This is a genomic window from Catenulispora acidiphila DSM 44928 (assembly GCF_000024025.1).
GTDB lineage: Bacteria > Actinomycetota > Actinomycetes > Streptomycetales > Catenulisporaceae > Catenulispora > Catenulispora acidiphila.
The window spans coordinates 9,548,947-9,570,120 of record NC_013131.1; the positions used below are offsets into that span (position 1 = coordinate 9,548,947).

General features: G+C 70.9%; 24 protein-coding genes. 7 read left to right on the plus strand and 17 right to left on the minus strand.

The features are described 5' to 3' along the window. Positions 1-10 precede the first annotated feature (10 nt). The 4 genes from CACI_RS40705 to ygfZ form a co-directional block, all read right to left on the minus strand. The gene (locus CACI_RS40705) at positions 11-1,006 is read right to left on the minus strand and encodes a DUF5996 family protein (RefSeq protein ID WP_015796785.1); all 996 of its coding nucleotides are present in this window, start codon (positions 1,004-1,006) and stop codon (positions 11-13) included. 37 nt (positions 1,007-1,043) lie between these two features. Beyond that, the gene (locus CACI_RS40710; RefSeq protein ID WP_015796786.1) at positions 1,044-2,000 is read right to left on the minus strand and encodes an asparaginase; all 957 of its coding nucleotides are present in this window, start codon (positions 1,998-2,000) and stop codon (positions 1,044-1,046) included. Between the two features lie 8 nt (positions 2,001-2,008). Then, complete coding sequence (locus CACI_RS40715) at positions 2,009-2,569, minus strand: RsiG family protein (RefSeq protein ID WP_015796787.1); 561 nt, start codon at positions 2,567-2,569, stop codon at positions 2,009-2,011. A 301-nt stretch (positions 2,570-2,870) separates the two neighbouring features. Beyond that, positions 2,871-3,878, minus strand: a complete 1,008-nt coding sequence (gene ygfZ, locus CACI_RS40720; RefSeq protein WP_015796788.1) for a CAF17-like 4Fe-4S cluster assembly/insertion protein YgfZ — start codon at positions 3,876-3,878, stop codon at positions 2,871-2,873. Positions 3,879-4,030: 152 nt separating this feature from the next. Between ygfZ and CACI_RS40725 the strand changes: the two genes are divergently transcribed. Further along, on the plus strand, positions 4,031-5,374 hold the full coding sequence (locus CACI_RS40725; RefSeq protein ID WP_143765597.1) for a M1 family metallopeptidase: 1,344 nt from the start codon (positions 4,031-4,033) through the stop codon (positions 5,372-5,374). 1 nt (position 5,375) lies between these two features. Here CACI_RS40725 and CACI_RS40730 read toward each other — a convergent pair whose 3' ends face one another. From CACI_RS40730 to CACI_RS40775, 11 genes are all read right to left on the minus strand, one after another. After that, positions 5,376-5,810 carry a Fur family transcriptional regulator gene (locus CACI_RS40730; RefSeq protein ID WP_015796790.1) on the minus strand — a complete coding sequence of 145 codons (435 nt, stop codon included), beginning with the start codon at positions 5,808-5,810 and terminating at the stop codon, positions 5,376-5,378. A gap of 68 nt (positions 5,811-5,878) precedes the next feature. Beyond that, entirely contained in the window at positions 5,879-6,412 is a 534-nt protein-coding gene (locus tag CACI_RS40735; RefSeq protein ID WP_015796791.1) for an FABP family protein, read from the minus strand. Between the two features lie 309 nt (positions 6,413-6,721). Beyond that, positions 6,722-7,021: a DUF1416 domain-containing protein gene (locus CACI_RS40740; protein WP_015796793.1), complete on the minus strand. Its 300-nt coding sequence runs from the start codon at positions 7,019-7,021 to the stop codon at positions 6,722-6,724. Beyond that, complete coding sequence (locus CACI_RS40745; RefSeq protein WP_015796794.1) at positions 7,018-7,881, minus strand: sulfurtransferase; 864 nt, start codon at positions 7,879-7,881, stop codon at positions 7,018-7,020. Before CACI_RS40745 ends, CACI_RS40740 begins: the two co-directional genes overlap by 4 nt. 202 nt (positions 7,882-8,083) lie before the next feature. After that, positions 8,084-8,164: an Ms5788A family Cys-rich leader peptide gene (locus CACI_RS54570; RefSeq protein WP_344661945.1), complete on the minus strand. Its 81-nt coding sequence runs from the start codon at positions 8,162-8,164 to the stop codon at positions 8,084-8,086. Positions 8,165-8,264: 100 nt separating this feature from the next. Continuing rightward, positions 8,265-8,972 carry an anti-sigma factor family protein gene (locus tag CACI_RS40750; protein ID WP_015796795.1) on the minus strand — a complete coding sequence of 236 codons (708 nt, stop codon included), beginning with the start codon at positions 8,970-8,972 and terminating at the stop codon, positions 8,265-8,267. Continuing rightward, the gene (locus CACI_RS40755; protein WP_015796796.1) at positions 8,969-9,502 is read right to left on the minus strand and encodes a sigma-70 family RNA polymerase sigma factor; all 534 of its coding nucleotides are present in this window, start codon (positions 9,500-9,502) and stop codon (positions 8,969-8,971) included. Before CACI_RS40755 ends, CACI_RS40750 begins: the two co-directional genes overlap by 4 nt. Before the next feature lie 176 nt (positions 9,503-9,678). After that, positions 9,679-10,440: an LmeA family phospholipid-binding protein gene (locus tag CACI_RS46795; protein ID WP_015796797.1), complete on the minus strand. Its 762-nt coding sequence runs from the start codon at positions 10,438-10,440 to the stop codon at positions 9,679-9,681. Next, positions 10,437-11,609 carry a hypothetical protein gene (locus tag CACI_RS40765; protein ID WP_015796798.1) on the minus strand — a complete coding sequence of 391 codons (1,173 nt, stop codon included), beginning with the start codon at positions 11,607-11,609 and terminating at the stop codon, positions 10,437-10,439. Before CACI_RS40765 ends, CACI_RS46795 begins: the two co-directional genes overlap by 4 nt. 54 nt (positions 11,610-11,663) lie before the next feature. Continuing rightward, positions 11,664-11,915, minus strand: a complete 252-nt coding sequence (locus tag CACI_RS40770; RefSeq protein WP_015796799.1) for a MoaD/ThiS family protein — start codon at positions 11,913-11,915, stop codon at positions 11,664-11,666. Further along, positions 11,912-12,931: an alpha/beta hydrolase gene (locus tag CACI_RS40775; RefSeq protein ID WP_015796800.1), complete on the minus strand. Its 1,020-nt coding sequence runs from the start codon at positions 12,929-12,931 to the stop codon at positions 11,912-11,914. The genes CACI_RS40770 and CACI_RS40775 overlap by 4 nt, the downstream gene beginning before the upstream one ends. A 114-nt stretch (positions 12,932-13,045) precedes the next feature. On the opposite strand from CACI_RS40775, the gene CACI_RS40780 reads away from it, so the two are divergent. From CACI_RS40780 to CACI_RS40790, 3 genes are read left to right on the plus strand one after another with little or no spacing between them, the layout of a single operon-like run. Continuing rightward, a complete protein-coding gene (locus CACI_RS40780; RefSeq protein ID WP_015796801.1) occupies positions 13,046-13,840 on the plus strand; it encodes a response regulator transcription factor in 795 nt (264 codons plus the stop codon). Then, positions 13,837-14,781, plus strand: coding sequence for a mycothiol synthase (gene mshD, locus CACI_RS40785; protein WP_015796802.1), 945 nt, complete (start codon positions 13,837-13,839; stop codon positions 14,779-14,781). The genes CACI_RS40780 and mshD overlap by 4 nt, the downstream gene beginning before the upstream one ends. A 21-nt stretch (positions 14,782-14,802) precedes the next feature. Beyond that, positions 14,803-15,171, plus strand: a complete 369-nt coding sequence (locus tag CACI_RS40790) for a hypothetical protein (RefSeq protein WP_015796803.1) — start codon at positions 14,803-14,805, stop codon at positions 15,169-15,171. 70 nt (positions 15,172-15,241) lie between these two features. Here the strand turns inward: CACI_RS40790 and CACI_RS40795 are convergent, their stop codons facing one another. Together CACI_RS40795 and CACI_RS40800 are read right to left on the minus strand one after the other, a co-directional pair. Next, positions 15,242-15,970 carry a class F sortase gene (locus CACI_RS40795; protein ID WP_015796804.1) on the minus strand — a complete coding sequence of 243 codons (729 nt, stop codon included), beginning with the start codon at positions 15,968-15,970 and terminating at the stop codon, positions 15,242-15,244. After that, positions 15,960-16,721 (minus strand): hypothetical protein, encoded by a 762-nt coding sequence (locus CACI_RS40800; RefSeq protein WP_015796805.1) that lies wholly within the window; start codon positions 16,719-16,721, stop codon positions 15,960-15,962. Before CACI_RS40800 ends, CACI_RS40795 begins: the two co-directional genes overlap by 11 nt. 152 nt (positions 16,722-16,873) lie before the next feature. Between CACI_RS40800 and CACI_RS40805 the strand changes: the two genes are divergently transcribed. The 3 genes from CACI_RS40805 to CACI_RS40815 all read left to right on the plus strand — a co-directional run bounded on the left by CACI_RS40805 (position 16,874) and on the right by CACI_RS40815 (position 21,049). After that, the gene (locus CACI_RS40805; protein WP_083795983.1) at positions 16,874-19,048 is read left to right on the plus strand and encodes an RNA degradosome polyphosphate kinase; all 2,175 of its coding nucleotides are present in this window, start codon (positions 16,874-16,876) and stop codon (positions 19,046-19,048) included. A 136-nt stretch (positions 19,049-19,184) separates the two neighbouring features. Continuing rightward, entirely contained in the window at positions 19,185-20,141 is a 957-nt protein-coding gene (locus CACI_RS46800; protein ID WP_015796807.1) for a CHAD domain-containing protein, read from the plus strand. After that, on the plus strand, positions 20,138-21,049 hold the full coding sequence (locus tag CACI_RS40815) for an NUDIX hydrolase (protein ID WP_015796808.1): 912 nt from the start codon (positions 20,138-20,140) through the stop codon (positions 21,047-21,049). The genes CACI_RS46800 and CACI_RS40815 overlap by 4 nt, the downstream gene beginning before the upstream one ends. Positions 21,050-21,174 lie beyond the last annotated feature (125 nt).

Below are 21,174 nucleotides of genomic sequence, written 5' to 3' on the forward strand. Positions count from 1 at the left end.
TCAGAATCGCTCAGAACCGCTCGGGCCAAGGCCGTCCGAGCGGCTCTTCGCTGCGCAGCACCGGATCGGTGATGCCGTCCCAGCACGCCAGCTGCGCGTGGTCCCACCCGGCGAGGTCCGCGCCGGCTTCGTAGGCGGACTCGTAGAACGCCAGCGCGCAGCCCACGGGATCGTCCGACGCACGGGCCTCGTCGTAGGAGTAGTACGCGGTGTGGCTCCGCCGCGCCATGACCCAGCGCGCGGGGTCGGGGTGCAGCGCCTTCTCCTCGATGCCCTTGGGCTCGGGATAGGTGTAGGAGTAGAACGTCGGCTCCGGGGTGTCGGGGTCGCCGTACCAGAACCCTGAGCTGATCTGCTCCCGGGAGTAGGACTCGCGGGTCGCCTCGTCCATACCCTCCGGCGCGGGGATCTGGCGCGGTGAGTAGCGCTGGGTCGCGATGTCGAAGGTGTGCCAGAAGACCTGGACCGGGCTGACCTTGCCGGAGAAGGACGCGCTGAACTCCTCCAGGATGCGGCCCACCTGGCTGTAGACCTTGAACGCGCGGTGTGCGTGTTCGGACACGTAGATCTTGTGCTCCGTGTCCTCCGCGAAGGGGCGTTCCTTGTCCGGGAGGTCATAGGGATGCGGGTGCGCGATGTGCGGGTCGATGTCCAGCGCGCGCAAGGCGTCCATGGTCTGCGTGTAGAAGGACGCCACCGTCTGATCCGCCAACGGGACCAGCGCCTGGCCGCCGTGGTCGGTATCGATCCGCAGGACATGATCGAAGAAGTCGAATGCGCAGGTGAACAACGGACCCTGCCGCGCCGTGCCGAGCTCGACGGTGGACCAGCCGCGCGGTTCGTTCCGCAGCGTCATGTGCCACCAGTGGTTGCGCCGGATCCCGCGCGCCAGGGCGATCTTGCCGACGATCTGCAGGTAGCGGTGCAGGGTTTCGCGCGTGAGGCGCCACTCGTCGTACGGGAGGACGGGGAGGACTTCCGTCGGGGACCACGTCGACTCGGTCATGGTCGCGAGCCTAAGCGCGAAACCGCTGTGTCGCCCCTCAGATCACGGAGCGGACGGCGCCGACCGGGTGCCCGCCGCCGAGCAGCGGCGACTCGGCGTAGCGGCTGAGCACCGGAGCCTCGACGCCGAGCCGGCGCAGCGCCGCGACCAGCACCGGGCCCACGGCGCGGCGCTCGTGGTCGCCGTCGCCGACCTTCACCGCGATCGCGCGGCCGTCGGGCAGCGCCACCGCCTGGACGCCCTCGGCGCCGCCCTTGGCCAGCAGGCCGGGGACTCCGGCCATCAGGTCGGTGTCGATGCGGTCGGTGCCGGAGACGTACTCGGGGTGCGCGCGCATCGCGTCGGCGACGCGGCGCTCGGGGGTCGCCGGGGCGGCCAGGACGCAGGCGCGGAAGGCGCGGGCCAGGCCGACGAGCGAGATGCCGTACAGCGGGGCGCCGCAGCCGTCGACGGCGTCGTGCCGGACCGGCTCGCCGGACAGGCGCTCGACCGCGGCGCGGGAGGCACGCTGCATCGGGTGGTCCGGGGCGAGGTAGTCGGTGATCGGCCAGTGGTTGACCACGCAGGTGGCGAGCATCGCGGCGTGCTTGCCGGAGCAGTTCATGGTCACGCGCTGCCGGTCGCCGCCGGCGCGGACCATCGCCAGCTTCGCCTGCTCGGCCAGCGGCCAGTCCGCGGGGCAGGCCAGAGCCTGCTCGTCCAGGCCGGCGCCGGCCAGGATCTTGCGCACGCCCTCCAGATGGAAGGGCTCGCCGGCGTGCGAGGCGGCGGCCAGCGCCAGCAGCTCGCCGGTCAGGTCCAGACCGTTCTCCAGCATGGCCACGGCCTGCATCGGCTTGTTGCTGGACCGCGGCATCATGACCGCTTCCACGTCCCCGTACGCGAACTCGACGCTGCCGTCGGCGGCCAGGGCCACCAGGCGGCCGTCGTGCCAGCCCTCGGTGAACCCGGAGCGGACTATCTCGGCGAGGGGGACGACTCCCTGTGCGGTCATGTGCGGTGTTACTCCATCTTCTGCTCCTCATTGAGCAGATCGTCGACGGTTGCCTGCCCCTCACGGTAGCGGCGCGCCAGCTCGTCCGCGAACCGGTCGATCACCGCCTGCGCGATGCGCCGGTACTCGGAGACCTCCCGCTCATAGGCCTTGAGCGTCAGCCGCGCCTCGCCCAGCTGTCCGTCGGACAGGTCCAGCACGATCGCCGGGCCGACCGCGTCGATCCGCTCCTCCATCTGCGAGCGGTACTCGCCGGGATCGGGGTCCGGCAGGATGCCGATGTCCATGTGCCGCGGCGAACGCGCGTTGGCCGGCGGGTCGTCGGCCAGGATCGCCGCCAGCGACTGCACCAGCGGCTCGGCCGACCCCTCGGCGCGCCGCCGCAGCTCGGCGTCGATTATGTCGATCCGGCCGTGCAGGACCCGGCGGAGGTAGGAGAGTTCGGTCTCCTCTCGGAGCGCGTCGCCGCGCTCCCTGCGGATGGCGGCGACTTCGAGGGCCTCGACCTCCGCGTCCGGGCGCCGGGCGGCGATCAGGACGCGGTCGAGTCTGGTGGCGTGGGTGCCCATAACAGCATCGTTCCATGCAGGGGAATAGTGCGGATCGAGGTTGGGCCTATCGCCACCCGATCGCGATGGCGTGGCGCGGGTTCGGGCGGGCGTTCGAGACGGCGGTCCGGACCTGATCGCGAGGACCCCGCACGGGTTCGGGGCGCGGCTCCGGACCTGTTCACGGCGGCGCCGCACCCGGGAAGCCCGCGATCGCCGCGGCGCGTCGCGAGTCGGTCCGCGTCCGGTCTTCGGACTTATCAGACCCGCGACACACTGCGGTCGTCAGTACGCGATCAGTGCGCGATCAGTGCGCGATCCGCTACCGCGCGGCGCGGAAGGCCGGCCGGCGATTCGCCCCGGCGTCCGGCGCGACCACGATCTCCTGCGCGGCCGGGATGCCGTCGGCGAGCAGCTGGTCGTCGACCGGCGTGGTGCGCTTCACCACGGCGAGGGCGACGTGTCCGAGTTCGTAGTGGCGCGCCGCCGAGGTCACCTGGCCGACGACGCGGCCGTCGGCGGTGGTCACGTCGGCGCCGTGCGCGGGCAGGCGCTCGGGGGTGCCGTCCAGGTGCAGGAACACCAGGCGGCGCGGGGGGTGGCCGAGGTTGTCCACGCGCGCGACCGTCTCCTGCCCGCGGTAGCAGCCCTTGTTCAGGTGCACGGCGCCCGGGTGGCCCTCGGAGGCGATCCAGTCGATCTCGTGCGGGATGGTGCGGTCGTCGGTCTCCCGGCCGACGCGCGGGCGGTGCGCGGCGATGCGGAGCGCCTCATAGGCCCACATGCCCGCGGGGTCTCCCGCGCCGCCGTCCTTGGCGAAGCTCGCCAGCCGCTCCCTGGGGAGGAACAGCTCGTGACCCAGGTCGACCTCGCGCGCCAGCACGCCGTCGGGGACCGGACCGGTCGTGAGGACCAGCGCGTAGCCGGCGGTCACGTCCTCGGGCTCGACGCGCATCATGAAGCGCATCTTCTGCAGGAACGCCAGGATCTCCGGCGCGGCTCCCGGCTCCACGTGGAACCAGGTCGCCTCGCCGTCGTCGACGAGGTACAGCGCGTGCTCGACGCGGCCTTGCGGGGAGAGGATCAGCGCCTCGACGGCGACGCCGGGCTTCAGCGACTCCAGGTGCTGGCTGGTGAACGAGTGCAGCCAGGTCAGCCGGTCCGGACCGGAGACGCGCAGGACGCCGCGGTGCGAGAGGTCGACGAAGCCGCTGTGCCCCTCGGCCAGCCGGCGCTGTTCCCCGTGCGGGTCGCCGTAGTGCGCGGCGACGCCGGCGTCCGGCGGGTCGGCCGGGACGGCTGTGGGGAGGGTCAGCAAGGGGCTCGTCATGGCTCCAGTCTCTCCTATCGCAAAGCGCCTGTTACGCTGCCGTTCTCCCCGTGCGGGTCATACGAGACGGGGTCGTTCTCGGTGCAACGCGCAGGGCGGGGAAATCGATGGCACGGTCGGGCTCGTCTCGCGCCGCGTGGGCAGTGGGCGGCGTGGCCGCGATGACGGTCTCGCTCGCGGTCGGAGGACTCGCGGCGGCGAAGGTACGTCCGGGGCATCCCGCGGCGAGCGGTAAGGCACTGGTCGCGCCGCATACTGCGAGCACTTCCGCCAGCCAAAGCCCGCCGCCGCCGAGCACCGCGACCAGCACCGCCCCGGCCGTCTCCATCAGCTACGACGATCTGTCCGCGTTGGTGAGCAGCTACTCCGCGGCATTGGGCAGCAAGAACCGCGCGGGCTTCGTCTCCGTCGTCGATCCCGGGCAGCCGAAGCTGGCGACCAGCCAGGGGCAGCTGTTCGACAACCTGCGGAAGGTCCCGTTCACCAGCGCGAAGTACTCGCTGGTGATGGTCGACGCCAGCGACGGCGGCCCGCAGGACGCCACCGCGACGGCCACCGTGGCGTTCGACCACCAGATCACCGGGGTCGACAGCGTGCCGGTCAAGGAGAACTACAAGTGGACCGTACAGCGTCACGGGGCGACCGGTCCGCTGAAGATCACCGCGATAAGCGGTGCCGCGTCCGAACACAACTATCCGGCGCCGTGGGACGCGGTGGCGGGCCTGACGGTGGTGACCCGGCCGAAGGTGGTGATCATGGCGGACGACACGTCAGCGTCCTTCGCCAAGAGCCACGCCGACGCCATGGAGCGCGACGCGGAGTATGACTTCGCGCACTGGACCGGCGGCACCGGTATCGCGCCGGGGTTCTCGATCTTCCTCACTGCCGACCGCTCACGGTACGAGGGCATATACAGCCAGAACCGCGCCGAATCAGTCGGCGTCACAGTGCCGATATCCGCGGTCGGGAAGAACGACGGGTTCTACCCGAGTTCTCGGATAGCCGTGGACACCACGCAGTACAAGAACGTCGACCCCGCCGACGCGGACATCGTGTTCAAGCACGAGATGGCGCACGCGATGATCGGGCCGTTCGAGGACCAGAGTGCGAGCAGTGAGCAGGACCACCTGTGGGCTATAGAGGGGTTCGCGGAGTGGGAATCGCAGAGGATGTACTCCACGTCGGAACTCCTCTATGACGGCGCCACTCTGCACTCCTACGTGAAGAAGCACGGAGTGCCCACTGCGCTTCCCACGGACAGTCAGGTGTACAGCTCCGACTCCGCCACCTCTGCGCTGGGCTACTTCTACGCGCACATGACGATCCGGTACATGGCCGACGAATACGGACCCAAGAAGGTCGACCAGTTCATGCTCGCCGTGTACAAGCACGCGACGGCGTCGACATGTGTCGACGACGCGATGAAGAGCGTCCTGGGGACCACGACGGATCAGTTCACGCAGGCCTATGCGAAGTGGGTGCGGAACTCGGTGTGAGCTACTCCTGCTCGCGCGACCGGCACTCGGCACACATCCCGAACACCGCGAGGTGCCGCACATCCGTCTGGAACCCGTAGTCCTCCAGCAACCGCTGCACCAAAGGCTCGGCAGCGGAGTCGGCGGCCTCCAGAATGCGTCCGCAGCCGCGGCACACCAGGTGCACATGCGCCGGCTGGTCAGCAGTGTGATAGATCTGCGCGCCGTGGCCGAGGTGCGTATGCGTCACCAGGCCCAGCTCCTCAAGGAGCTCCAGGGTGCGGTACACCGTGGACAGGTTCACGCCGCGCGCGGTACGGCGGACCTCTTCGCAGATGGCGTCGGGAGTGGCATGGTCCAGGTTAGCCACGGCCTGCAGGACGAACTGACGCTGCGGTGTAAGGCGATAGCCCTTTGCGCGCAGCTCCTTCGTCAGGTCCGTGGGCGCGGTTTCCATACCACCACTATCCCACCGGCTGGGGACAGTGGTCTCCACCGTTCATACAGGGGAATTGTGTCCGCAGGTCACTTGACCGGCTTGAGCTGGGCCGACAGGTGCGACTGCATGGGCTGTCCCATGGCCGCCATGTCGAAGGCCCACAGCAGGTCGCCCTTCACCAGGCCGTAGAGGCGGTGGCCGGCGGTGTATTCCTTGGCGGTCTCGGTGCGCGCCACCACGTCGGTGCGGAGCTCCACCTTCGCGCCGTCGGCCTCGCCGACCCAGATCTCGGCGAAGCCGGTCGGGTGCGAGAGGACCACTTCGAGCTGGGTGCGCGTGGTGCCGGCGGTGCCGTTCTCCTCGGTACGCGCCTGCGGGCGCCAGAAGCCGGTCTCGGTCGCCAGCGGACGCACCTGGTTGCCGTCCTCGTCGAGGAGCCAGGAGCGCGACTCGTACTTCAGGAAGGGCTTCCCGGGGATGTAGGAGAACACGGCCTCCTGCCCGAAGTTGAAGGACTCGATGGTCGGGTAGCCGCCGACCCCGGCGCCGGCCCAGGTGCCCAGCAGGAACGCCAGCGGGACGCAGTCCGGGTGCAGGTCGGACGGGATCTCCAACGCCATCAGTTCTGGCCCTTGAACAGCCGCAGCACCGTGAAGGACGCGAACCACACGACGGCGAGGGCCACCAGGACCAGAAGGATGTCGAACAGGGTCTGGACGCTCATGGTGGGGAGTTTATCGGAGCCGGTGGGGCGCTGTGCGGTGAGCTGGGTCTCTTCGGGTCTCGCCGGGTCTCTTCGGGTCTCGTCGGGTCACTGACGTCCCGCGGACAAGACGGCGCCCGCCGCCGATGTTCGTCGGCGGCGGGCGCTCCCCTCATACGCTCGGATCCTTCGGCCCTCAGACCGGCTCAGACCAGCCCAGACCGGCTCAGACCGCCAGCGCGACCTCGGCGACCTCGCCCAGGGTCGCCTCGACCGAGGCGTCCACGGTGCCGCCCGGGACCAGCGCGCGGACCGTCCAGGTGCCCGGCGCCGCGAAGAAGCGGAAGCCGCCCTCGGGGCTGGTGGGGACCTCGGCGGTGAACTCGCCGGTGCTGTCCAGCAGGCGCACGTATCCGGTCACCGGCGCGCCGTCACGGCTGACCGCGCCCTGGATGACAGTTTCCTTCGCCACGTCCACTCCTTCGATGCTGAATCCGCCGGCGGGAGCGCCGCACGAGGCCGTCACTGCTGGCCGCCCTCGGGCGAGCCGGGGTTGGAGCCGAGCGAGACCGGGACGCCGACCAGCGAGCCGTACTCGGTCCACGAACCGTCGTAGTTCTTCACGTTGTCCTGGCCCAGCAGCTCGTGCAGGACGAACCAGGTGTGGGCCGAGCGCTCGCCGATGCGGCAGTAGGCGATGGTGTCCTTGGACAGGTCCACGCCCTCGCCCTCGTACAGCGCGGTGAGCTCGTCGTCGGACTTGAAGGTGCCGTCGTCGTTGGCCGCCTTGGACCACGGGATGTTCGCCGCGGTCGGCACGTGGCCGGGACGCTGCGACTGCTCCTGCGGCAGGTGGGCCGGCGCCAGGAGCTTGCCGGAGTACTCGTCGGGGCTGCGCACGTCGACCAGGTTGGTGCTGCCGATCGCGGCCACGACGTCGTCGCGGTAGGCGCGGATCGACTGGTCCTGCGGCTGCGCGGTGTAGGAGGTCGCGGCGCGGGTCGGCTGCTCGACGACCAGCTCGCGGGAGTCCAGCTCCCACTTCTTGCGGCCGCCGTCGAGGAGCTTCACGTCGCCGTGGCCGTAGAGCTTGAAGTACCAGTAGGCGTAGGAGGCGAACCAGTTGTTGTTGCCGCCGTAGAGCACCACGGTGTCGTCGTTGGCGATGCCGCGCTCGGACAGCAGCGCCTGGAACTGCTCCTGGTTCACGAAGTCCCGGCGGACCGGGTCCTGCAGGTCGCGCTTCCAGTCGATCCGGACGGCGTTGCGGATGTGGTTCTTGTCGTAGGCGGCCGTGTCCTCGTCGACCTCGACGAGGACGACCTTCGGGTCGTCCAGGTGCGCCTGGACCCAGTCGGCGTCGACCAGGACGTCGTTGCGACTCATGGGAGTCCTCCGGATGGTTCGGGGTTCGGATCGGAGCGGGGGTGCGCCCGCGGACACGGTTGTTCCGGCGTCGCGGGCATGCGGAAGCACGTACGTGTCTTGCTTGGGTCCGCGCTGAGGGCAGAGGGTGGCCCGTCTTACACAGATCGGGCGTCGCGTCCCGGGCAGAACCAGGTCACGACAAAAAGCCGACCCTCCAGGGTCAGCGCATTCGACACAGGCAGGCGGCGACGCGGCACAGGTCGACTGCGCGTCGCTTGGTGAAGTCCGCCTGCTGCTTCATGTGTCCGACTCTAGAGACGGCTCGGGGCGGTGTCACGCATGTACCGCACTGTGAGACGACGGTCTTACGGTTCGTACGCCCCGCTGGTCACGCGCGCCGCTCACGACGCCATCGGCACGTTGATGTCGTACGCACCATAACCCACGACCCGGACCTCGAAGTGGTCGATCTGCTCCGAGGGCAGCGAGGTCGCCGCCGGGATGGCGATCGTCTTGCCGGCCACCGAGCGCCAGTTCGAGAGCTGGATCACGTCGTGGTTCCGGTCGTAGACGTACAGCGTGCAGGTCAGCCCGTCCGGCGTCCCGCTCATCTTCGCGGTGACGGCGGTCCCCCAGCCGTGGTCCTGGTAGGAGATCTGCGCGGTCACGCCGAGCTGGGTCACCGCCGGCAGCACCTCCGCCGCCGCGGTGTTGGTCGAGGGCGAGGACGTCCCGCTGCCGGCCCAGAACCCGCCGACGACCAGGACCAGCGCGGCGGCGCAGCCGGCGATGCCCGCCATGACGCGGCGGCGCCGAGGGGCGCGGAACGGAGCCGGGGTGCGCGTGCCGAACAGCGGGCTCCGCCGCCGGCCCGGCCGCTCCGGCGCGGGCATCTCCGGCATCGGCGCGCCGACCAGCCCGATGTCCATGACCCGCTTCACCCCGACGAAGGAGGCGTACTCCTCCTGGCACTCGGGGCAGTCGGCCAGATGCCGGCGCACCTCGCGGGCCTCGTCCGCGTCCAGCGCGCCCAGCGCGAGGGCACCGACGGCCATGCGCAGGTCCTCGTCGTCGCAGGCGCTCGGCCTTGCTTCCGGCTCCCGGTTCACGGCTTGATCCCCCGTTCCTCGAAAGCGGTCCGCAGTGCGCGCAGCGCGTAATAGGTGCGCGACTTGACGGTACCCGGGGGGATGCCCAGGACGTCGGCGGCCTCGGCCACCGAAAGTCCCTTGAAGTATGTCTCCCGGAGCACCGCCCGGTGGTCGGGGCTCAACGTCGCCATCGCCTCGGCCACCTCCCATCCCAGCAGTATCCGGTCATGATCGTCCTCGACGACCGCCTCGCGGGCGATCCCCAGCGCCAACCCCTCGTCGCCGACCTCCTTGGGCCGGGAGCGGCGGGCCCGCGCCTGGTCCACCACGATGTTCCGGGCGACCGTGCACAGCCACGCGCGCGGCGAGCCGCGCTCGGGCGCGAACGCCTCGGCGTGCTGCCAGGCCCGCAGGAACGTCTCCTGCACCACGTCCTCGGCGCGGCCGCGGTCGCCGTCCGTCAGTTTGAGGACGTAGCCCAGCAGCGGACCAGCGTGGTCCGCGTAGAGGGATCTCAGACGCTCCGCGTCCGCGCTCGCGACGTCCACACCAGGGACACGCAGGGGAGGCGGTTCCGGTTCAATCCGTCGCCACCACGTCACACGCCGATGATGGCATTCCCGGTGATCGTTCGACACCGGATCGGTCCGGCCGGTGAGACAGAGCGCGGTGACGTGCGGCGGAGCGGGAAAAACGGCGAAAAACCGTCAGCGGCGCGGAAGCCTCAGCTGGAGGTGACCCCGGAGCCGGTGACCAGAACGTGGTCCGCCGCGGCGTAGACGCGCAGGCCGTCGGCCGACGTCTGCATGTTGGCCGTCTGCAGGGTGAGCTGCATCGGCAGCGTGCCGACGTTGATCGGGAAGTCCAGCTCGCGCGGCACCTTGCCGTTCAGGCCCAGCGCGGAGGACTCGACCTTGTTCGCGGTCAGCTGCAGGCGGTTGCCCGAGCTCAGCGACAGCTTGCTCTGCAGCGTGGCCTTGCCCAGGCCCGGAACGTTGCCCGTGACGCGGACCGTGTTGTCCGGTCCCTGCGCGAGCGTCACGTCCAGGCCCTGCGCGGCGGCCGCGGACTCCATGTCGGTCCAGCTGAACAGCGCGGTGCCGGACAGGTGGTCGACGTCGGCCTGCTTGAAGCCGTCGGAGGGCGCGACGCCGTTGAGGTCGACGTGCAGATCGGTGACCCGCACGCCGTTGCGGACGATGCCGCGGGCGTCCACCGAGACCTTGTCCAGCTTCATCCCGATCAGCTGGGTCAGGAACGGGAAGCCGGCGATGCTCACCGAGGGTTTGCTCGCGAGGTTCTGCGATTGCTGGATGCGCTTGGCTATCTGGCTCTCCGCGATGCTCACCGTGATCCGGTCGGCGGCGACGAAAAGACCCACGAGCACGAGCAGCGTGATCGCCAGCCGGGTCGGCCACCGGCGGCGTCGCGCCGGCAGCACATACTCCTGCCGGCGCGGCTGATCGAGCCCCTCCTCGAAAGTCATGGGACGAGGATAGCCGCGGCGTAGGAGGCAAGGGCGGCGATCGTGACCGGTATCGCGACCACCGCCGCCCGGCTCGCGCCGAGTTCGCGGCTGCGCGCCGCCAGCAGCGAGACCAGCGCGCACACCGCCGCCCCGGCCGCCACCGACTCGGTGTGCAGCACCGCCGCCGGCAGGAACAGCCCGGTCAGCCCGGAGAACAGCAGCGCGGACGCGGACGCCGCCAGCGAACGCACGGAGCCCGGCTCGACCCCGCGCCGCCGCGCGCGGAACACGGCATCGGCCGCCACCAGCACGAAGCCCGCGCCGAGCCCGGCCGCGATCGGCAACGCGGCGTCGTCGGGCTGGAACTTGAAGGTCCCCAGCACCCCGGCCAATCCCGGCAGCGCGACCAGGACGGCGGTACGGCGCGAGGCGAAGCCCGCCAGATCCAGGACCGCGTAGGCGACGACCAGCTGGAGCGGGAGGACGACGGCGGCTATCGCCTTGGTGGAGACGAAGGCGGCCACGGCGAGCGCCACGGTCGCCGCCGCGGTGTACGGCAGGTGCGCCATCGGGGCGAGCGCGGGGCGGCGGGGCTCGGGGGTTTCGTAGCCGTCGTAGGTGTCGTAGGCGGCGTTGGTGTCGTAGGCGGCGTAGACATCAGGCGAGTCTTGGGTGTCGGGGTAGTACGCGTTGGGGTCGTAGGCGTTGGGGTCGTAGGCGTTCGGGTCGTAGGCGTTCGGGTCGTAGCCATCGCGAGGGTCGTAGGCATCGGCGTACTCGGTGGAGTAGTCGGGCGCATAGGGCTCGGCATATGGCTCGGCATACGGCTCTTCGTAATAAGGCTGCTGCTGATACTGCTCTTGCTGATAGCCCTCTGGCGCGTAAACCTCTTGCTGATAGCCCTCAGGCTGATACTGCTCGGGGTAGCCATACTCCGCGTACCCCTGCTGCTCGTACCCAGGCTGCTGCTCATAGCTCGGGTACTGCTCATAGCTGGGAGCCTCCTGGTAGCCGTACCCAGGCTCCTGAACGTATTCGGGCGCGTACTCGTAACCCTGCGCCTGGTACTCCGGCACCGGCTGCGCATAGGGATCCCCATAGGGCTGCTCCCCATATGCGTACTCGGGCTGCTGCGCCGACGGCTCTGACGCCGCCCGCCCGCGCCGTCGGCCCGTGTACTCGCCCACCCTGAGTTCCTCCTGCCGACTTCTCCCGCCTGCAAGGTACCAGCCGGGGGTCGCTCAGCCCCCGGCGAACGGCGGAAGGACCTCGACCACCGCGCCCTCGGGCAGCCGCACGTCGGCGGGGTCGCGGCGGCCCACCTGGGTGCCGTCCACCAGGAACGACGCCCGGCGCACCACCTCGCCGAGGCCGGCGCCGTGCCGGGCCACCGCGGCGGCGAGCACGTCGGCCAGCACCTCGCCCTCGAACGGCTCCTCGGCGATCCCCGCCGCAGCCTTCGCCGCCGCCCAATACCGGATCAGCCCGCTCATCCCGCCTCGCCTTCCATGACCTCTCCCGCTTCGCCGAGCTCCCCGTTCCTTCCTTTATATTCACTCCCCTGGTCGCCCGCGCTGTCGCGGCGGCGAGCGATTCGCGAAGATCCGGCGGATTCCTCGGGCCGGACGCCGCTGCCGGCCTTCCTGCCGACGTCTCCGGCGGCCGGCTGCGCCCGCACCCACCGCCCGATCCGGCCGACCATCTCCAGCCCGGCCGCCTCGCGCGCCGCCGCGGCCTCCGCGTGCCCGAATCCGGGCTCGATCCACAGCTCGCGCGGCTCCCCCGCCGCCCCGTAGAGCGCCTCGGCGTGGCCCAGCGGGAAGTACTTGTCGGCGTCGCCGTGGACCACCAGCAGCGGGACCGGGGCGATCCGCCCGACCAACTCCACCGGCGACTCCGGCACCGGGTTCCAGCCGTCCGGCAGGATGCGCGTCTTCAGCGCCACGCCCGAAACCATCCGGCCCACCGGGTGCTGCACCAGGAAGTGCACCATCTTCATGGCGCGCGTGGAGCGCTCGAACCACCAGCCCGGGCCGCTCACCGACACCACGGCGTCGGTCGCCGAGCCCGGGCCGACGCCCGAGCCGCACAGCCCGCCGTGCCGCACCACGACCGAGGCACCCATGGAGAAACCGACCGTCGCCACATTCTCGTAACCCAGGACGCGGGCCCACTCGACCGCCGCGTGCAGGTCGAGCACCTCCAGGTCACCGAGCGTGGACCGGCCGTGCGATTGTCCGTGGCCGCGGAAGTCGAACGCGATCACTCCGCCATATGGACGCAACGCGGCACCGATGTGGGCCATGTCGCCGGTGCGCCAGGAGCCGCTGAAACCGTGGCACAGAACGAACGCCCAGCGGCGATCGACACCTGCCCTGTGCACGGCGTTAAGCCGTACGCCATCGGCCGTCAAAAGCGTCTGGCCGGGGTCCTGATGCCCCGAGCTGCGCCTTTGTCCAGGTAAAATACGTGTGAACTCCGGCACGGAAACCTCGGGGAAACGCTTCATGACGGCTATCCTCTCTGACAGAGGATCCGGGCGACGACGCCCCACGGGTCCTCTCTGCGTTTTCTGGCGGGTACGACAAGAGGTGCCCCCGGACAAAAGAGGAGCGATCCGCGGATGTCCAGTTTGCTGTTGTTGACCAACTCACTGACCCCCTCCTCCGAGGTCCTGCCGGCTCTCGGGCTGCTGTTGCACAACGTTCGCGTGGCTCCAGCGGAGGCATCCGCCCTGCTCGACACCCCGCCGGCCGACGCGATCCTCGTGGACGCCCGCCGGGACCTGCCGCAGATGCGCTCGCTGTGCCGGCTGCTGCGCACCACCGGGGTGGACTGCCCGCTGCTGCTGATCACCACCGAGGGCGCGCTGGCGGCGGTGACCGCCGACTGGGGCATCGACGACGTGCTGCTGGACTCGGCGGGCCCGGCCGAGGTCGAGGCCCGGCTGCGGCTGGCGATCGGGAAGCTGGCGGCCGGCGCGGTCGCCGAGGACGTCCCGCTGGAGATCAAGAGCGGCGACCTGTCCATCGACGAGGGCACGTACACCGCCCGCGTCCGGAACCGGATCCTCGACCTGACCTTCAAGGAGTTCGAGCTCATCAAGTACCTCGCGCAGCACCCCGGCCGGGTGTTCACGCGGGCGCAGCTGCTTCAGGAAGTGTGGGGATACGACTACTTCGGCGGTACCCGCACCGTGGACGTCCACGTCCGGCGGCTGCGGGCCAAGCTCGGGGTCGAGCACGAGGCGCTGATCGGGACCGTGCGCAACGTAGGGTACCGGTTCGTCATGCCCGACAAGCGGAGCAGCTCCAGCACGCCGGCCGGCTCCAGCGCCGGTACCGAGGCGGAAGAGGAGGGCGCCGACGAGGTTCGAGCCTCCGACGCGCTGACCGCACCCCGTACCGTGGTGGGGTGACAGGAATCTCCATCGGCGTCGTCCGCCGACCCAACGAGGCGGACGTCGCCACCATCCGGTCCCTCGCCGAGGCCGCCGAGCGGGCGGACGGCGTGGCACCGCTGCCCGAGCAGGTCCTGCTCCACCTCAAGCGCTCGGGCGACGCCGATGCCGATGCCGACACGGACGCCTGGCACTTCGTGGCCCGGCGGCTCTCCCCTCAGGGCTCTGAGCTGACCGGCTACGCCTTCCTGGACAAGTCGAACGCCGAGGAGGGCCCGACCGCCGAGGTCGTGGTCCTCCCCGACGCCCGCCGCCAAGGCGTCGGCGGCGCCCTACTCGACGCCCTGCGCATGAAGGTGCGCCGGGGCGACAAGCCAATCCGCGTCTGGTCGCACGGCGCCCTGCCCGCGGCGGCCGCGCTCGCCGCGAAGCGCGGTCTGGAGCCGGTCCGCGAGCTGTGGGTGATGTCCCGGCCGCTGGCCGACGTACCGCCCGCCCCGACGCCGCCCGACGGCATCCGCATCGCCACCTTCCGTCCCGGCGTCGACGACGAGGCCTGGGTCGAGGTCAACGCCCGCGCCTTCGCGCACCACCCCGAACAGGGCTCGATGACCGTCCAGGACCTGCGCGACCGCATGGCCGAGCCCTGGTTCGACCCCGAGGGCTTCTTCCTGGCCTGGCGCGGCGCGAAGCTCGCCGGCTTCCACTGGACCAAGGTGCACGACCACAGCGCCTACGGCGACGGCCCGGTCGGCGAGGTCTACGTCGTCGGCCTGGACCCGGCCGAGCAGGGCCACGGCCTCGGCCGCACCCTGACCGAGGTCGGCCTGCGCCACCTGCACGACCGCGGTCTGGGCGAGGTCATCCTCTACGTCGAGGCGGACAACACCCCCGCGGTGGCGGTCTACACCAAGCTCGGCTTCACGCGGCGCAGCGCCGACGTCATGTATCAGCTCTGACACCGAAGGCGGACACCGGCGATGCCGACCCCCCGAGTGCTCGTGATCGGCCTGGATCCCTACCGGGTCCCCGGACCCTGGGACCCGAAGCCGGCGGCGGACGGCATCCAGGTCGGGATGGACCGGTTCGCCGAGCGCGGCGTCGGAGTCCGGGCCTGCCTGTTTGGTCTCGACGGCAGCGACGACATCCTCGCGGTCGTCACGGCCGCGCTGACCGCGCAGTCCTGGGAGTGCGTGGTCGTCGGCGGCGCGGTGCGCCGGGGCGAGGAGGAGCTGTTCGAGCAGGTGATCAACCTGATCCGGCGGCACGCCCCGGACGCGGCGATCGCGTTCAACACCCGGCCGGACACCACCTTCGAGGCGGCGGCGCGCTGGATCGACGTGCCTTGAGATCAGCGTCGCTCTGACCTACGCGCACTGAGGCCGATGTGCCCTGGGATCACCGTTCCCCAGCCCCGCCTCAGCCGGTCACCCCGACCAGCTGCGTGTACACCACCAGGTTGTCCGCGTAGTGCGAGCCGTCGAAGGCGCCGCCGCAGGTGATGATCCGCAGCTGCGGCGTGCCGTTGTCGTCGCTCCCGTACACCCGGTCCGCCGGGAAGCGGTTCTTGTCGACCACCTCGACCGACGTCACGCGGAACTGCGCGTGGGTCTTGTCCGCGCGGTCCACGATCACCAGCGCGCCGGGCTGCACGTTGCCCAGCGGGTAGAACACCGCGCGACCGTAGTCGGTGTCGACGTGCCCGACGATCACCGCCGCGCCGCGCTCGCCCGGCGTCGGGTCGCCGGTGAACCAGCCGGCTTCGGTGGGGACCGACATCGGCGGCACCGCCACCGCGCCGTCGCGGTCCAGGCCGAGGCGGATCAGCGGGGCGTCGATGCCCACCGAGGGGACGTGCACGCGCAGCGGCACCGAGCGCCCGAGCGGCGTGGCCGCCGGACCGGACCAGTTGCCGAACAACGCGTTCCGGGTCGGCGAGGGCGGTCCGGTCAGGGCACTGACACCGCTGCCCAGCAGCTTCACGCCGGCGAAGACGACGGCCGCCGCGATGACGACCTTCACGCCCTTGTGCCGCATGCCGGACCGGCCGGGCCGTTTCGGCCCGCCGCCGCCCGCCGCCCCGGAGCGCGGGCCCGGACCGGCGCCCACGCCGTCCGGGCCCGCCGTCGCAGATCGCTCAGCCGGCATGGGTGCCGTCGGCACCGCGGCGGCGCATGGTCCACAGACCGTAGCCGACGCCGCCGGCCACCAGCGCGATGCCGCCGGCGGTCATGCCCATGTCGCCCTTCATCACCGAACCGCCGCCGCCGGCCTTGGGCGGGTTGGTCGGCGTGGGGTTCGTGCCGCCGTAGATCGTGATGCTGGTGACGCCGTTCAGGCTGGCCGAGCCCGTGCCGCAGGTGACGTTCACCGACCACTGGCCGTTCTGCGCGGTCGAGGTGATCGTCGCGGTGCCGGCCAGACCCGCGCCCTTGGGGTTCCGGGTCAGCGAGACCGAGCCGTTGTTGGCGAACACCGAGGAGGTCGCGGTCCCGGTCTCCGGCTGGATGCAGGTCGGGACGGTGATCAGGACCTGCTGCCCGGGCTTGGCCGCGCTCGGGTTCAGCTCCACCGCCGGACCGCTCAGCCCGCTGCCGCTGGTGCTGCTGGTGCTGCTGGTGCTGGCGCCGCCCACGCTGGTGCTCACGCCGTTCACGCTGGTGCTCACCCCGCTCACACCGCTCACACCGGTGCTCACACCGTTCAGGCTCGTGCTCACGCCGTTCAGCGCACTCTGCACGTTCGAGACGCCGGTGGAAACACTCTGGTAGCCGTTGGACACCGTGGACGCGCCGTTCTGCACGTTGTCCACGAGGTCCCCGGCGCTGGCGTGCGAGTTCATCATCCACAACAGCGCGACCGCGCCACCGCCCACCACCAAGGTCTTCATCCCGAACATCGCGGGGGCCTCCTGTCGTCAGGGTTCGAAGCGGCACTGTGTTCAAAGCGGCGAATCCTGGGAACGTTGGACCCCAGCGGGGTACGCCTCCCAGATCCATCGATACCGTCGCCGAAGGGGTTTCAGCTCTTGAGCAGCGCATTTTCGCCCGGATGGCGCAGGCGTTCACCCGGACGCCGAGAATCCACCCTCCGGCTACCCGCCGTTCACGCCCGCGTGCCAGGCTGAGAATCATGACCGGTCCGGCCCCCGAAACTCGCTTCCTGGACCGGGAGATCTCCTGGCTTCGGTTCAACGAACGAGTCCTGGAACTCGCCCAGGACGCCGATCAGATCCCGTTGCTCGAGCGGGCCCGGTATCTGGCGATCTTCGCCTCCAATCTCGACGAGTTCTACATGGTGCGGGTCGCCGGCCTGCGCCGACGGCTGGCCACCGGAGTGGCCACCACCTCGGCCTCCGGTCTGCCCCCGCGTGAAGTGCTGCGCCGCATCCTGGCCGAGACCAAGGAACTGATGGCCCGGCACGCCGGGGTCTTCCAGGACGAGCTGCGCCCCGAGTTGGCCGCCGTCGGGATCAACATCATCCGCTGGGCGGAGCTGGACTCCGAGGAGCGGGAGAAGCTGTTCCAGCTGTTCCGCTACCAGCTGTTCCCGGTGCTGACGCCGCTGGCGGTGGACCCGGCGCATCCGTTCCCTTACATCTCCGGGCTGTCCCTGAACCTCGCGGTCTCGCTGCGCGACCCGGACACCGGGCAGGAGCACTTCGCCCGGGTGAAGGTGCCGCCGCTGCTGCCCCGGTTCGTCGAGGCGAACGCGGGCCGCTACGTGCCGGTCGAGGACGTCATCGCCGCGCACCTGGAGCTCTTGTTCCCGGGCATGGAGATCCAGGACCACCACGCCTTCCGGGTCACCCGCAACGAGGACCTCGAGGTCGAGGCGGACACCGACGAGAACCTGCTGCAGGCGCTCGAGCGCGAGCTGATGCGGCGGCGCTTCGGGCCGCCGGTGCGCCTGGAGGTCGACGAGAACATCCGGCCGCAGGTGCTGGATCTGCTGATCCGTGAGCTGGACATCAACGAGGACGAGGTCTTCAAGATCTCCGCTCCGCTGGACCTGACCGGACTGAACCAGATCGCTGACATCGGCAAGTCCGGGGAGTACAGCGAGCTGCGCTTCAAGCCGTTCGTCACCAAGACCCACCCGGATCTGGCCGACGAGGGCCCGGGCAAGCCCGCCGACATCTTCGCCGCGATCCGGCGCCGCGACATCCTGCTGCACCATCCCTACGACTCGTTCGCCACGAGCGTGCAGGCGTTCCTGGAGCAGGCCGCCGAGGACCCGGACGTCCTGGCGATCAAGCAGACCCTGTACCGCACCAGCGGCGACTCGCCGATCGTCGACGCGCTCGTCGACGCCGCCGAGGCCGGCAAGCAGGTGCTGGTCCTGGTGGAGATCAAGGCGCGGTTCGACGAGCACGCCAACATCTCCTGGGCGCGCAAGCTGGAGCAGGCCGGCTGCCATGTGGTCTACGGCCTGATCGGCCTGAAGACGCACTGCAAGCTGTCCCTGGTGGTGCGCCGAGAAGGCGGGTTCCTGCGCCGCTACGCGCACGTCGGCACGGGCAACTACAACCCCAAGACCGCCCGGCTCTACGAAGACCTGGGCCTGCTGACGTGCGACAACGAGATAGGCGCAGACCTGTCCGACCTGTTCAACCGGCTGTCGGGCTTCGCGCACCCCACGAAGTTCGGCCGGCTGCTCACCGCGCCCAACGCGCTGCGGCCCGGGCTGCTGGAGCTGATCCACGCCCAGCGCGAGAAGGCCGAGGCCGGGCAGCCCGCCCGGATCCGGATCAAGGTGAACTCGATCGTCGACGAGGCGCTGATCGACGCGCTCTACGAGGCCTCGCAGGCCGGCGTCCCGGTCGAGATCTGGGTCCGCGGTATCTGTGCCCTGCGTCCGGGCGTCGAGGGACTGAGCGAGAACATCAGGGTACGCAGTGTCCTGGGCCGCTTCCTGGAGCACTCCAGGGCGTTCGTCTTCGGGCGCGAGGACCAGGCCCAGGTCTGGATCGGCAGCTCGGACCTGATGCACCGGAACCTGGACCGCCGGGTCGAGGCCCTGGTCCGGCTGGTCGAACCGGTGCAGCGGCGGGCCATCTCGGCGCTGTTCGAGCTGGCGATGGATCCCAAGACCGCGGCCTGGGACCTGGCCGGCGACGGCACCTGGACCCGGACCGCGTACGCCGAGGACGGGTCCCCGCTGGCCGATCTGCAGAACACGCTCATCACCGAGCGTGCCGACTGGTGGAGCCGGCGGGCCGGATGAGCGCTGTGGGGGCAGGGGCGCCGGACATCCGGATCTTCGAGCGAGCAGTACACACAAGTGCCGCCATCCGGGCATCGGCGGAACCGAACCGTCAGGCTCCAGGCCTGACGCACGTCGTGGGGGCAGTGGCGGACACATGGATGCAGCGACTCAGCGTGCGATGGCCGGATTCGGGGCGGCGACGCCCGACGGACCGGCGGGACTGGCGGTCCGGGGGTACCTCGCCGAGCAGTCGCGCGCCTTCCTGACACACAGCGCGCTGCCGGTGCAGCAGCCGGCGGCGGTGCGGCTGCGCGCGGCGTGCCTGCGGGTGGGCACGGCGCTGGCGGCGTGCCGGGACCTGGTGGACGCGGTCTGGGCCGACGAGCTCGGCCGGGAGCTGCGGAGCACCGCGGTGGTGCTCGGCGCCGAGCGGGACGCCGACGCGGTACGGCCGCGGCTGCTGGCGCCGCTGGACCGCTGGATCGCCGAGGGCCGCTATCCCGACGGCGGTGCCGCGCGCACCCGCACTTTGCTGACCCGCATGCTGGACCGGGAGCGCTCGGCGGCGCACAGCCAGGCCACCGCGGCGCTGGTCGGCCCGGCCTTCCACGCGCTCGCGGACCGAATGGCCACGCTGGCCCGGGACGTGCCGCTGACCCCGGTCGCCGACCAGCCCTGCCGGCAGGTCCTCCCGGAGGTCGCCGAGGGCGCCTACGAGGAGTTCGCGCGCCGGGTCCGGGAGCTGCCCGAGCCGCTGGCCGCCGAGGACCCCGCCGGCGACGCCGCCTGGCTGGCCGCCGACGACGCCGGCCAGGCCGCGCTGCACACCGCTGAACTGTGCCGCCCCGCCGGTACGCTGATCGCGGGCGATGATCCGGCCGACCTGGTGGCCCGGCTGGCGCGGCTCGCCGAGGCGCTCGGCGAGCAGCGCGACGCGGTCCTGGCCGCGGCGTGCGTCCATCGGGCGGCCGACACACCGCGCATCGCGGCCACGACCGGATATGTACTGGGAAGACTGCACGAGGAACAACGCCTGGCCGTGATCCGGGCCCGGAGCACGGCACCGCTGGCCGGACAGCCGGCGGGGCGAGAGAGGTCCGCGCACTCATGAACGCCGCCGACGACGCCGCCGACCAGCCCGCACCGATCCGGGTCCGGGCCGCCGGCTGCGTCGTGTGGCGCCCCGGTCCCGCCGGGCCGGAGGTGGCGCTGATCCACCGTCCCCGCTACGACGACTGGTCCTTCCCCAAGGGCAAGCTCGACGAGGGCGAGGGCTACGTCCAGGCGGCGATCCGCGAAGTGCGCGAGGAGACCGGGTATCCGGTGGTCCTCGGGAGGCGGCTGCCGACGCAGGTCTACGACGTGTCCTTCGGCGGACCGGCGCGGACGAAGCGCGTGAAGTACTGGGCCGCGCAAGCCGCCGTGGACGCCGACTTCCAGCCGAACTCCGAAGTCGACCGGCTGGAGTGGCTGCCCCTGGACGGCGCGACAGCGCGGCTGACCCGGCAGACCGACCGCGACCTGTTACAGGCCTTCGCCGCGGCGCCGGTCGACACCGTGCCGGTGCTCCTGCTGCGGCACGCCGAGGCGATCCCGCGCAAGCGCTGGGACGGCCCGGAGCTGGAGCGTCCGCTGACCGGCCGCGGCCGGAACGACGCCGAGGCGCTGGTCCCGGTGCTGGCCGCGTACGGCGAGGCGACACTGGTCGCCTCGCCCTTCGCCCGCTGTGTCGCGACGCTCACGCCGACCGCCCGCGCCGCCGGTGCCGAGCTGACTCTGGAGCCCGCCCTCGGCGAGGGCTCGGACCCCGACGCCGGGCGCGGCTGGCTGCGCGGCGTGCTGAAGGCCGGGCGCACGACCGTGGCGTGTACCCACCGGCCGGTTCTGCCCGAGCTCCTCGCCGAAAGCCCTCTCGCGCAGGCGATGCACTCCGGCCGCCGGGCTCTCGCGCCGGCCGAGGCGTGGGTGCTGCACGCCCGCGACGGCCACGTCGTGGCGGTCGACCGCTTGCAGCTGTGATCAAGCCTGTCACCGCTTGTCAAGGTTCGTCTTAGCGCTCCCCCGAACCGCCATCCTCCGGATGCCCCAGGGACCACCGCCGTTCGGGCTATGGTCGCCGCAACCGGGTGTGACGGCCTCTTTAC